The sequence below is a fragment of the Parapedobacter sp. 2B3 genome, assembly GCF_041925275.1.
Taxonomy (GTDB): Bacteria; Bacteroidota; Bacteroidia; order Sphingobacteriales; family Sphingobacteriaceae; genus Parapedobacter; species Parapedobacter pyrenivorans_A.
The window spans coordinates 93,465-107,407 of record NZ_JBHEUZ010000005.1 but is presented as its reverse complement, the minus strand read 5'-3'; the positions used below and the strand labels follow the sequence as shown (position 1 = coordinate 107,407).

Sequence of the window (13,943 nt, the reverse complement as noted above, 5' to 3'; positions counted from 1 at the left end):
TTATTCCTTATTTCTATTAATTACTCATCGCGTAAGCTCTCCACCGGGTTCGCCACTGCTGCCCGGGCTGCCTGCCAGCCTACCGTAACCAATGCAATTGCCCCAGCAACCAATCCGGCCAAAGCAAACACCCACCATTCCACATCGATGCGGTAGGCGAAGTCTTCCAGCCATTTGTTCATTGCCCACCAAGCGATGGGTGAGGCGGCAAGCAGGGCGAAAACGACCAGCTTGATGTAGTCCGCAGCGAATAACCTGACAATGCTGCTCACCGAGGCACCCAGCACCTTCCGTACACCGATTTCTTTGACACGTTGTTCAGTGGCATGCACAACGAGGCCAAAGAGGCCTAAGGCGGCCAGGAACAGCGTCAATGCACTGAAGACTGTGAAGAGCTGTGCTTGGTTGGTTTCTTTTTCGTACTGGGCACTCACCATATCGTCCAACCATTCCAGTTTGAGGGGCTTTTCCGGGTGGAATTGCCTCCAAAGCTGGCCGACCCCTTGCATCACCTGCGATTCACTTCCCGGGGTTACCTTGATTAGCGCATACGCATATTCCATGTCTTCGTCAACCTGGATCATCGTCGGTTTAATCGGGTCGCGGAGCGATACGCTGTGGAAATCACTCACAATACCTATCGGTGTGGCGCTCAATGGCGGGGCAAATTCGTTTAGTAGCGTGATATCGAACAATCTGGCGGTATGTGCCATGATAAGGGCTTTGGCTTGTTCCCGGTAGCGTTTCCGAACGTCTTTGTCTTCTGAAAACATCATATCGCGCGTCAGACCGGAGTTGGCCTCCCGTTGGTCGAACAAACGGCCATCCTCAACATGTAGGCCCAGCAATGCAGGTAAATCTGTGTCGCCAAAGATAACGTTCAACTGGATTTTTTCACCGGTCCGTTGCGGGTGGGGGAGGTTCAACGACATGCCTCCCGTACCTTCGGTAGGTATCCACTCCGTAAGGCTCACACGTTCAATGCCGGGGAGGCGGGCAATCTCCTGTTTCAGCACGCTGCCATTGCCCTTGGTTGAGAAACCGGGAATGCTCAACACATTGGCGGGCTCAAACCCCAGGTCCTTGTCGGCCATGAACTGCATTTGCCCCCACACCGTCATCATACCGATAAGCACCAGTAAGGCCAATCCGAATTGGGTGGCGACCAGTGTTTTCCGCACGGCGGAAACACTCACGAGTAGGTTCGGACCGAACCGATTGCGCAACGCGGTGCTGGTGTTGAATCCCGAGAGGATCAAGGCCGGGTAGGCACTGGTTAACAAGGCGGTGCAGCAGATGGCTCCGATACCCGCGATGAGTAACGGCAGGCTGCTCAGGAAGCCGACGGTGAGCTCATGTTTGAGAAAGCCTTCCAATGGCTGAAGGGCCAACGCATATAGCGCGAAAGCCAGTGATGCGGATAGGCCAAAGAAAAGTACGCCTTCGGCAAGGAATTGGCGGATGAGCTGCCCCCTTGTAGCCCCCAGCACTTTGCGTACACCTGTTTCGCGGAGCCGACGGACGGCCCGTGCGGTACTGAGGTTGACAAAGTTGATGCAGGCGATAGCCAGCAGCAGCAAGGCGACTACCGAAAAGATGTAGCTATTGCTCAAGCTGCCTTTTACGGCCTGATGGGCAAACTCCGATTGAAGGTATATGTCTTTGATGGGCTGAAACGCATATACCGGGAGACGGTTCTGGGTGCTTTCCGAGGCATCGGTGAGGAAGTCGCGGTACCAACGGTTTGCTTTCGCGGCAAAAGCAGCCATATCCGTGTTTGGCTTCATGAGGAGTAGCTGTTCTTCGTAATAGCCCCATCCCTCCCGACTAAGTGCCGCGTCGGAAGGCTGGGTTACCTGCAACCCGTCGGCCCGAAGGTAGGTGTTGGGCGGCAGATCGGCCATCACCCCCGTGATAAGGAAGGGTTGGACCTCGTCGTCATAGGTGGATACGCTGTAGATGGTTTTCCCTACAGGGTCTTCATCGGCAAAGTGCCTTTTCCGGAAGCGTTCTGTAATGATGAGGTTACCTACCCCCGCGGTATAGTGTTGCGGACGGCCCGCCAAGACGGCAATGTCTAGCATCTTCCACACGTTGGTATCTGCTTTGATGACGTCCATGTCGATCGTTTCGTCATCGGTCTGCGATTTCCTGAACGTGTATTCCCACCGGTCTATCTCGGCTGCTCGCTCCACCTCAGGGAAGTTTTGTACGAGCTCATTCCCTAAGTTGGCGTAGGCCGCCGCCGTTCTCCCTTCCAAACCAGCGGCGGTGTCGACAGTAATGATGCGGTACAGTGCATCGCGATGGGTCCAGAACCGGTCGTACGATAGGTCGTCGAGCACCACCGTACCTACCAGCATGCAGGCGCAAAGCCCCACGGTGAGGCCGACAATATTGATGCTGGCGTAGGTTTTGTCTTTGACCATCGAACGCCATGCGGTTTTGAAGTAATCCCTTATCATTTTTTAGTCGTTAGCTATGAGACATCTTTAATCCATGAATCATTCATCCCTTAAACTATCCACCGGATTGGCCACCGCTGCCCGTATCGCTTGCCAGCTTACGGTGAGCAGCACGATGACTACAGCCGTCATGCCCGCAATGGCAAACATCCACCATTGGATATCGATGCGGTAGGCGAAATCTTCCAACCACTTGTTCATTACCCACCACGCCATAGGTGATGCAACCATTATCGCAATCAATACCAGTTTCACGAAATCTTTGGAGAGCAAGCCCACAATGCCAGCTACCGATGCACCGAGTACTTTGCGGATACCGATTTCCTTAACCCGTTGTTGGGTTGCAAACATTGCCATTGCCAATATGCCAAGTGCGGAAATGAGCAAACTCAAACCGGCGAACACCATGGAGAAAACCAAGGCTTTTCGATCACTTTTGTAAAGCCGGTCGAATTCCTCATCCAAAAATGTATACTCAAAGGGTTTACCGGGATATTGCCTTTTCCAAGCCATTTCAGTAGCGGCAAGTGCTTCCGCAACACGCCCGCCTTGCGCCTCCACCATGAATTTGCCTCCCATGTCTTGCTGATTGAGCTCAATGACTACCGGCTCAATCGGCTGGTGTAAGCTGGCGTGATGGAAATCTTTGACGACGCCTATAATTGACCCTTGGTATATGCCGAGCACATCGAAGGCGGTACCGACGATGGGTTCATTCAAACCAAAAGCCTTGGCCGCTGTTTCATTGATAATGATATTATGCTGGTCGGATACATTATCCTTATCAAACCAGCGACCGGCCACTAATCGGATATCGGCCAAATTTAGATAATCATGGTCGACCCATAATCGCACGGCTTTGGACGGTTCCTCATTTTTTGGATAGCCAATCCACTCATGCTCAACCTCCATGCTTCTGGGGTTGTCAATCAACGAACCCCCGTTCACCCGCGTTACCGCTTTAATCGAGCTGTTTCGCAAAAGTTCCTCTTTGAGCGTAGTGACACCACGGATGTAATTGGCCTGTTCTGGCGACCCTGCGCGAATTATTTCGCCCGAGTTTGCTTTTCTGTGGAAGATGAAAACCTGGTCCATCTGGTATGCTCCGGTAGTTTGTTGGATATAGTTGAATTGGCCATGGATAACGATAACGGCTACCACCATGGTGACGGCAAGAACCATCTGGCCCACCATCAACACCTCACGGAGCCGCCGGTTGTCGCTTTGCGTTATAACCCGCCCTTTGAAGAGATTGAGCGGACTGGCCTTGCCGGTCAATAAAGCTGGATAAATCCCTGTAAGGAGCACGACCACGATAAAGGTGGCCGCCAGCAAAACCAAGGTTTCCGTGTCGGTCAGCGAAAATATCAGTGAGGTTTCAAAATACCGATTAAAATGTGGCAGCAGTAGCGCAACGAGCAACAAGGTCAATGCCGAACTGATGAGAACCATAACCAGTGTTTCGGTCATTATTTGGCCGAATAATTGCCATTTGGCCGCTCCGGTTACTTTTCGGATACCGATTTCCCTATGGCGGGTAGTCATCCGTGCGATCGAAAGATTAACGAAATTCACACTTGCCGTAAGCAGTAACAAAAACGCCAGCGCCGAAAAGATAACGATCGATTGTTTGTTGCCTTGGGGCAGTGTTGAGAATTGGAACCCTCCCAAATGGATACCGGATAAGGGCACCAATTGATGGTGAAATTCTCCATCTTTTTTGTAACTCTGATTTTTCGCGAATATCGGTGTTATCTTGGAGGCGATTGCCACAGGGTCTGCGCTGGGATGTAGTTTGATGAAAAGGTAGGGGATGTATGCACCCCACCAATCCGTATAACTTTGGAAGGAAGGCTTTTTTAATAAATCTTGATGGGGCATTAAGACCCCTTGATGAAAGGTGGAATTTGTGGGGACATCGGCAAATACCGCTACGACCGTGGTAGGAACGCTGTCGACGACGATTGTTTTTCCAATTGCAGGTTCCCTGCCAAAATAATGTTCGGCCTTCGACTCGCTGATGGCGATGACATTCGGCTCTATCCGAAACCGATCGAATGATCCGGCGGTGAGTTGATAGTCGAACAGGTCCAACCAATTTGAATCGATGAATAAAAGGTCCCGTTCAAAAAAGCGTTTGTCACCCGAAACAAAGACCAAATCCATATAAGTTCCGGGAAAGGCCACAGCAACCTGGTCCACCTCGGGGATTTCTGATTGGATAGCTTGGCGAGCCGGATATGGCGTTGACTCGCTATACTCCCTACTGCCGTTGTCGAATTCCGTTAGCAAGAAAATATGGTCGGCATCGCTATTACCTGAATTATACGAACGTTCGTGTTGTACCCACAACAGAATCAACACGACGACCGATAAGGCAATAGCCAGCCCACCAATGTTAATGGCATTAGGAAAAATATTCCGAGACAATGACCTGAATGCGATGCTGAAATAGTTCTTTATCATTTTTTAGACATTAGCTATGAGACATGAGACAACAGACATTAGACATCAGACTGGCCTGTCTTTACTCCTTGCTCTTTTTTATCTTTACTCCATGAATCATTCATCCCTTAGACTATCCACTGGATTGGCTACCGCAGCCCGTATGGCCTGCCAGCTTACCGTAAGCAGGGCAATGACCACGGCAGTGATTCCCGCTGCGGCGAACATCCACCACTGGATGTCAATACGGTAAGCGAAATCGGCTAGCCAGTTATTCATGGCCCACCACGCGATGGGCGAGGCGATGACAATGGCTATCAGCACCAATTTAACAAAATCTGTCGACAGCAACCCTACGATACCCGTTACCGTAGCGCCCAGCACCTTGCGGATGCCGATTTCTTTGGTGCGTTGGAAGGCAATCAGTGTGGCCAAGCCGAACAAGCCGAGGCAACTGATCAGAATGGTAATCGCTGTAGCAAGGTTTATCAGCTTGCCAACCTGCCTTTCCTGCCGGTACAGGGCCTCCAGCGTTTCATCGTAGAAACGGTGCTGATAAGCGTCTGCGGGGTAGAACTGCGCCCACTTGCTACCGATGGCTTCCAATGTTGCCTGCCACCGGTGGGGGTCGCTGCTATCCAGCTTGATGTTGAATGACGAGAGATTGGCTTTGTAGCTCGATAAAATTGCCGGTTTAATGGGCGTATAGAAATCCTGCGTATGGAAATCCTTTACCACGCCAACAATGGGATGTTTGTTATTGCCGCGTTGCCCGATAAATTGTCCGATAGCATCCTGCGGGCTGGCGAATCCGAATGCTTTGGCGGCCGTTTCATTGATGATAAATTCAGAAATGGTGTCGGATGCATGGATGTTCCTACCTGCCAATAGCTCCATATCATATAACGCCAGGTACGCGGTGTCGATGGTCTTCTTGAAACCGGTGATTTCCACGGGCTCCTTGCTGTCTGCCGCATAGTCGAACGGGCTCGACGAGTAGCCTGACGATAGGGGAGCATCCCCCATGGCCACGTTGGCAATGCCCGGCAATGTGCGGATTTCGTTCAACAGGGTGAATTGTTTGCCTTCGTAATGTGGGTCGCTCGTATATTTCCAAGGCACATACACCAATACAGTTGCATCTTTATTAAAACCCATATCGGCTTTCAGGGTATGGCGCAGTTGGGTGCTTACGATAATGGTACAGATGATAAATACCAATGCAATGCTGAACTGGAAAACAATCAACACTTTCTGTAAGCCAAATCCACGTATCGGCGTAGCGCCATCAAACCAGTTCTTGAATACATTTACCGTTTTTATCCGGGTAATCAACCAGCCCGGATACAGGCCGGCCAAGAGGGTGATGAGCGCGGTTAGTGCTAGGATAAACCCGATGAGTTGGTAACCGTTTCCTTGGGGCGATACACCCGCGGGGATAATGTCTGTCAACAACCAGAAGCCTAAGCGCGCCAGCGCATACGCCAGTACCAAGGCCATCAGCGACACAACGAGCGTTTCGGCGAGGAACTGGCTAATCAGTTGCCAGCGACCACCGCCGAGTGTTTTGCGCACACCGATTTCCTTGCCCCGTTGCGGGATTTGTGCCACACTCATATTGATGTAGTTGATGCAGGCGAGCAGCAGTAAGAAAATGCCGATCCCAATGAGGCCGTACAACACCGGTTTACTGGTTTTGGTCACGCCCCACTCAGCTACGTGGGTGGCGAAGTGGGCTTCGCGGACGGGGAGGAGCTCGTAGGTGCGGCCACGCGGAGGAACGGCCGCCTTTCCTTCGGTCTGCCGCTCTTCTGCAAGGGCATTCCAATGACGGGCATCCAGCTCGTTGATTTGCCGTAGTTTGGCGTCTACATCCACGCCTTCACCGAATTGCAGATACAACCGGTCGGTGCCATTGGTGTTCGTCCACTGATAGGTCTCGTAAGTAATTTTAGGTAGTACAACGAACTCCTGCGCAGTAAACTCGGAAGGGGTGTCGTAGTCGGCAACGATGCCCGTCACGGTACGGGTTACCGTATCCTGGCCGTAGTAGGTGATGGTGTTGTTCAGCATGGCCTCCGGCTCGTTGTCCGGAAAGTACAGATTGGCACGGCTTTCGGTAAGCACCACACTTCCGGGCGCGTCAAGCGCGGTATGCTTGTCGCCTGCCAACCATCGATAGGGAAGCATTTCGAAGTAGGCGGCGTTCGTGGCTATAATCCCTTCGGGCTCTTCCTTCACAAATGCAGGTTGGTCTTCGCGTGCGATTTCGACATGGAACGTCCACTGGCGGAAAGCGGGCACCACATGTTCCACTCCCGTTATTTCGTTTTCGATGCCTTGGTATAGCGGTGCCGACACCCCACCCAATGCAGATTGTTCGCCATCGCGTTCGAACGCACTGATGACCTTGAAGACATGTTCACTATTGGGCAGTTTGGCATCGTAGCTGAATTCGTGGCCAACGATGCGGAAGATGATCCAGCAGGCACTGATGCCGATGGCCAGGCCCAGGATGTTCAGTCCGGTAAAGAGCCGATTGCGCCACAGGTGGCGAAGGGTGGTTTTTATGTAGTTCTTTAGCATTTCACAACCCACTCCATTTACTGCGCCAAATCTGTAAATTATTGATGATGTGTTGAATAGGTTGCGGTCGCGTCTCGTAGGTGTTCGATATCGAACACTTGGTGTTCAAAAGCGGACAATGCGCGGCCTTATCTTTGAAGGCGCTAAGTGCCCTCAAAACTTCAAGTCAATGGGGAATTGCAGAAAACATAAGCCGGGAGGACATCAATGTTGAAAGCCATTGCTGTCGATTTTTAATCAAATATCCACCATAATTGCTGCTTCATGTCGAATGAATCAACAACCAGGAAGCCACATGTCGAAAATACAAACAATTTTCGACATTAATTAAAATTGATGTCGAAACAATACCCCAATTCGTGAACTAACGCCGGGATTTTAACAAATTTTCGTTACCGACCATTCACCCAGTCCCTATCTCGACAATCGGGATTTCCCCCATCACTCATCCCTCAGCGACTCCACCGGATTAGCCACCGCCGCCCGTATGGCCTGCCAGCTTACGGTGAGCAAGGAGATAAGAAGTGCGCTGATGCCAATTACTGCAAATACCCCCCAATGGATGTCGGTATGGTAACTGAATGTATCCAGCCAGTGATCCATCACCCAATAAGCGATGGGGAAAGCCACGAGGCAGGCGATACTAACGAGGACCAAAAATTCCTTGTTAAGCAGGTTGACCAGTGACAGCACCGACGCACCCAATACCTTGCGGACGCCGATTTCTTTCGTGTGGTTTTCGGCCATGTAGGCGGCGAGGCCAAACAGGCCGAGGCACGAGATGAAGATGGTGAGGAAGGTAGCCGATTGGAAACTACTGGGTGAAAATGATGTGTATAAATATTTTGCTAATTTTGCATACTTAGTAGATAATTGATAATTAAAGCAAAGTGATGTCGGAGTTCCGCCTAAATAGAGGTGCTTTTAAGGCGCAAACGGCTCAAGAGGCAGCCAATCATGCGTTGTACTATAAAAGTATGGATTGGACCGAACGATTGGCCGTTGCCGCATACCTAAATAGTGTTGCTTTTAATTGCCCTCTGGATTCTCCGCCTCGTCTTGACCGCACGAAATTTAGCACTAGGGGGAGGAACTGACTTGCGGAGCAACATCTTTAACGAAGATTTCAGGGAGTTTTTACTTGCGCTAAATGAAAAGGGTGTCCGGTACCTCTTAGTAGGTGGGTTTGCCGTTATATTGCATGGGTACTCGCGGACAACGGGTGACATGGATATTTGGGTTGAGCGGACAAGGAGAACTATTTGCGTTTACGGGATGCTTTCGAGCAGTTCGGGATGCCTGTTTTCGATATGACTGTGGAGAATTTTTTATCACATCCGGTCTGGGATGTGTTTACATTCCTATAGCAATTTTTTTTATTCGTCGCGTAGAGAATCAACCGGATTGGCCACTGCCGCCCGTATGGCTTGCCAGCTTACCGTAAGCAGTGCAATAACTACCGCAGCCAAACCTGCTAGGGCAAACATCCACCATTGGATGTCGATACGGTAGGCAAAGTCGGCCAACCATCGGTTCATCGCCCACCACGCAATGGGTGAGGCGATGACGATGGCCAAACACACCAATTTCACAAAATCTTTGGAAAGCAAACCTACAATTCCGGCCACCGTGGCACCCAGCACCTTGCGGATGCCGATTTCTTTGGTGCGTTGCCGGGAAACGAATGTGCTGATGCCAAATATACCCATCATGGCAATCGAGATGGCCACCAGCGTCAGTAGGGTCATCAGGCGATCTATTTTTGTGTATTTATCCAGCAATTTTGCAAAATCATCGTCCAACCATGAATAGCGCATGGGCCCATAGGTTTCAATACGCTTCCAAATCGCTTGAACCTTTTCAAGTGCTTGTTGCGCCGCATGTCCGTCATGGAATTTAACCAGCAATTGCCTGCGTCCGCTTGTCATGCCCGGAGCGGTACCGATCACATATAGTTCCGGTTCGATGACTTTTTGGTATCCTGACAGGTGATTGTCTTGTGAGACCCCGATGATCTGGTATTCCATGCCGAGTGCTGCCACTTTCTCTCCAATGGGGTGTTGTAATCCCATCCGTCTGGCGGCGGTCTCGTTGATAATGGCGGCATGGAGGGTATCCGAGGCATAATCGGCGGAAAAAGCCCGTCCCTGGACCATCGCTATGTCCAATGTTTCGAAATAGCCCAATCCCACCCAGTTGGCTTTTACAGAAAGCGTGTCTGAATTGGTGCCGAAATTCGCTTTTTGCAAACTATGAGAGGCTCTGCCCGGATAGAAATGGGTGGTAGCGACGCTTTTTACTTCGGGTAATGCTTTGAGACTGTTCATAACGGCTTCCTGTTCATCCAGGTTGGCAAAAAAATCCATGTTTACCCGTTCTCCATTGATCCGCAATACCTGCTCGGTCGTAAAACCGGGATTACTGGTTTTCATGAAAGATAATTGGGAGCGGATAATTACCAGCGAGGTAATGAAAACCATTGCTAACGTAAATTGGATGACAACCAAGGTGTTGCGAATACGGCTGCCCTGTTGTCCTGCTTTTAATTCGCCTTTGAGCAATTGAATAGGTTTGTAACGAAGCATGATGTAGGCAGGATAGAGGCCTGTCAGCAAAGCCACGATCAACGCAATGCCTACCAGTTGGACCAATAGCCGGATATTGGCTGCGGAATAGCGGCTACTCCAGATTTCCAGTTCCATACCGAAGTTTTTATTGAGGTATTCGATAATGAATGCGCTGAACAGTAGCGCACCCACCATGGCAATACTGATCTGGATCATTGAGTTTGTGAGGGAGAGCAAACTAAGCTGTGATTTACTGGCTCCGATGATTTTTCGCAGTCCTGAGTCCTTGGTCTGTATGTAGCCAATGGCGATGGCAATATTGGTGTAATTGATGGCTGCCAGTGAAAGTACCAAAATCCCGATGACTGAGAATATCCAAACCGAAAGCTGGTTTTCTTCGGAAAAATCCAAAACGGGATGATTAGCCGCGGCATCGCGCCAACCAAACGCTTTGGGTTGTAGATGGATATCGACCACTGGCTCCAGAAATAAGTCGATATTCCTGATTCCCATAACGTCGTTCAGCCACGCCTCGGCCTCTTTCTCATTAGTGATCTTCGCCTCGGGTTTATCTTTATTGTAAGGGCTACTCTGCTGGCCTAATGCAAAATGATAGATGAAACTTTGTTTGGCTTTTTGTTCCAGGGTCTGCAAGTTTGCATGTGGTTTTACCAACACATAGTTCGTAAAGACACGGGCATTCCAGTTGCTTGGGTCAAATTTGGCGGATATACAGACGTGGAAATCCAGGTGTGATGGCCCCGGCTTGTCGAATACACCGCTGATGGTATAGGTCCTTTTGCTGATTTCGAATGTTTTGCCGGTGGGATCGTCGGTGCCGAACCATTTCTCTGCGGTTGCCCGGCTCAAAACAGCTTGATCCGGTTGGTTGAGCGCGTGTGCCGGATCTCCTGCCCGGAATGGATACGGAAACACGTTGAAAAAGTTGCTGTCAGCGATGATGACATGGCTGCTGTAGAATGCTTGGTCGCCGATGGTAACGAGCGTTTCTCCTACTTCACGGAAAGCGGTGCTACGTTCTACTTCTGGCAGTTGCTGGTGCATGTACACCCCCAGTGCTGCCGGAGTAAAGGAAGTGAGCTCGAGATCTTCTCCCCACTGATCTTGGGTAATCACCCGGTAGACGCGGTCTAATTGATCATCCCACCTATCGTAGCTTTTTTCACGGTTTACATAGATTAAAGCAGTAATAAATATCGCCAGGCCTAGCGAAAGGCCGAGAATACTCAGCCAATTGTACTCGCGGTTTTTATGGATACTTCTCCAAGCTGTTTTGAAATAATTCTTTATCATTTTTTTTAGACACTAGACACTAGGCACTAGACAAAAGATCCTTATTCCATTCATCACTCATCCCTAAGCGATTCCACCGGATTGGCCACTGCCGCCCGTATGGCTTGCCAGCTTACCGTAAGCAGTGCGATAACTACCGCAGCCAAACCTGCTAGGGCAAACATCCACCATTGGATGTCGATACGGTAGGCAAAGTCGGCCAACCATCGGTTCATCGCCCACCACGCAATGGGTGAGGCGATGACGATGGCCAAACACACCAATTTCACAAAATCTTTGGAAAGCAAACCTACAATTCCGGCCACCGTGGCACCCAGCACCTTGCGGATGCCGATTTCTTTGGTGCGCTGGAACGCCGTGAGTGTGGCCAGGCCGAATAGTCCGAAGCAACTGATCATAATGGTTACACCCGTAGCCAATCCGATAAGCTTGGACATCCGGTATTCCGATTCGTATAAGCTTTTTATCCGTTCATCATTGAACCGATAATTGAACGGAGCATTGGGGTAGACCGCTTTCCATTCCGTCTCCATTACGGCAAGGCTTTTTTTCCATTGTTTACGGTCGGCCGGCAGTTTTATGTTGAAGGTTTGCAGGGAGCTCCTTTTGTTGGTGGTAATGAGTGCCAGCGGTTCGATAGCGACATGGAGCGCCTTTTGGTGGAAGTCGGCAACGACCCCCACAATAGGGTATTGATTCATGCTCCCCCCCATGACAACCAGTTGGCCGATAGCGGCCTCGGGTGTCTCGAATCCGAAGGCCTTGCGTGCGGCGTCATTGATGATGACATCGCGCGTGGTGTCGGTCTGCTGGATGTTACGGCCTGCTAATAATTTGATTTGATAGAGGTCGAGGTAGTCCGCATCGACGTATTTTCGGGGCATGTTTACCCGTCGTTCGCCCGTGTCCGCCGCGAAGCGGAAATCCGTTCCCCAATGGTTGTTATTGAGCGGCTCATGGCCTAACGCTACGCCCGCGATTTCGGGACGCTGCGCGAGCGCGCGTTTGTAGATGAACGGATCGATATCGGCGCCTTGGTCGGAGCGGTAAGGTGTGCCGATGTTGACGACCGCATCATGGGTAAACCCAAGGTCTTTCTTTAGCGTGTAATTGAGCTGCTGGCCGATGATGAGCGCGCTGACGATAAACACCTGTGCGATGATGAACTGGAAGACAATCAAGGTCTTCCGGAGGTTCAGCCGCGCGCCGGCCACCATCTTATCACCCTGTCCTTTCAGCACCTGCACGGTGCGGACCCTGGTGATAAGCCAGGCCGGGTATAGCCCGGAGGCGAATGTAACGGTGGCGAGCAACGCCAAAAGGAACAGGGTTAGGCCTAGCGGATTGGCGTAGGTACCCATGCCCTGGGGGATAAATTCGGGGAACATCCGTATAAAGAGTACGGTCAATGGGATGGCGAGCAGTAGCGCCACCAACGTGATGGCCAATGTTTCCAGCAGAAAGCTGCCGACAAGCACGCGGGGGGTGCTCCCGAGGGTCTTTCGCACACCGATTTCTTTGGCCCGCTGGGGCACCTGGGCTGTACTTAGGTTGATGTAGTTGATGCAGGCCAGTATGAGTAGGAAGAAACCGATGGCCATCAGGCCATAAAGGACATTCATGCTGGCCGACCGCGAGCTGGTGGCGTATTCGGCAGCGAAATGCTTGTCGGAGAGCGGGATGGCATCGAACCATGCTTCAAAGCCATATTCATTCATCGCCTCACTGGCCACCTCCTGCCGTTTCCTGGAGGCTATGTCAACGATGGTTTCAATGGAAGCTCCTTTAGCCAGCTTAACGAACACGATGTGGTCGGAGTTCGACCCCAGCCAATTGTCAGACGTCCATTGTTCCGAAGGCACGGCGGTGAACTCGTTTTCCTGAAAGCTGCTGGGGTAACCCAGGTCGGCGACTACACCGGTGACGGTGCGTGCCACTGTATCGTACATCAGCGTTTTGCCGACGACATCTTCCGGCTTCAGGCCGGGGAAATACTGTTCCGCCCGCGATTCCGTAAGTACCACCTTGTCCGGGGCGCTGAGGGCACCTTGTTTCGAGCCAGCCAGCCAGCGGTGGGGTACCGTGTCGAAATAGGCGGGTAAGGTTGCCACCACCTGCGGGTCTTCCACTTTTTCCTCCGGCCGGTTGCCCGTGGCGGGAATCGTGAGGGTTTCCACGTAGTTGTTATAGATGGGCACCACCAGTTCCACGCCCGAAATCCCTTCCGACAGCAGGGGCGCCAACGGCAGCGGTACGCCGCCGAAGCCGCTTTCTTGACCATCCGCTTTGAACCGACCCACGATTTGGTAGATGTCCGCAGCATCGGGATGTGCTTTATCGAAACTCAATTCGTAATCCACAATGCGGTACACCACCCAGCACGCGCTGATGCCGATGGCAAGTCCAAGTACGTTTAGCGCCGTGAAGAGGCGGTTGCGCCAAAGGTGGCGGAGGATGGTTTTTATGTAGTTGGTTGTCATTTTTCCGTTAGTACGTAAGTTAGTACAAAGTACTTAGTCTTTAGTATAATTCGTCTTTGCTCCTTGTTCCTTCCATCTTTGTTCCA

5 protein-coding genes and 1 pseudogene are annotated in these 13,943 nt (G+C 51.2%); all 6 read right to left on the bottom strand.

The features are described 5' to 3' along the window. Positions 1–20 precede the first annotated feature (20 nt). On the bottom strand, positions 21–2,465 hold the full coding sequence (locus ACEVG1_RS07685) for an FtsX-like permease family protein (RefSeq protein ID WP_374743042.1): 2,445 nt from the start codon (positions 2,463–2,465) through the stop codon (positions 21–23). Between the two features lie 39 nt (positions 2,466–2,504). Further along, positions 2,505–4,931, bottom strand: coding sequence for an ABC transporter permease (locus tag ACEVG1_RS07680; protein WP_374743041.1), 2,427 nt, complete (start codon positions 4,929–4,931; stop codon positions 2,505–2,507). Positions 4,932–5,027: 96 nt separating this feature from the next. Next, positions 5,028–7,496, bottom strand: coding sequence for an ABC transporter permease (locus ACEVG1_RS07675; protein ID WP_374743040.1), 2,469 nt, complete (start codon positions 7,494–7,496; stop codon positions 5,028–5,030). Positions 7,497–7,937: 441 nt separating this feature from the next. Then, positions 7,938–8,288, bottom strand: a pseudogene (locus ACEVG1_RS07670) (ABC transporter permease); the annotation flags it as partial. A 584-nt stretch (positions 8,289–8,872) separates the two neighbouring features. Then, the gene (locus tag ACEVG1_RS07665; protein ID WP_374743039.1) at positions 8,873–11,377 is read right to left on the bottom strand and encodes an ABC transporter permease; all 2,505 of its coding nucleotides are present in this window, start codon (positions 11,375–11,377) and stop codon (positions 8,873–8,875) included. Between the two features lie 53 nt (positions 11,378–11,430). Continuing rightward, on the bottom strand, positions 11,431–13,857 hold the full coding sequence (locus tag ACEVG1_RS07660) for an ABC transporter permease (RefSeq protein WP_374743038.1): 2,427 nt from the start codon (positions 13,855–13,857) through the stop codon (positions 11,431–11,433). Between the last annotated feature and the right edge of the window lie 86 nt (positions 13,858–13,943).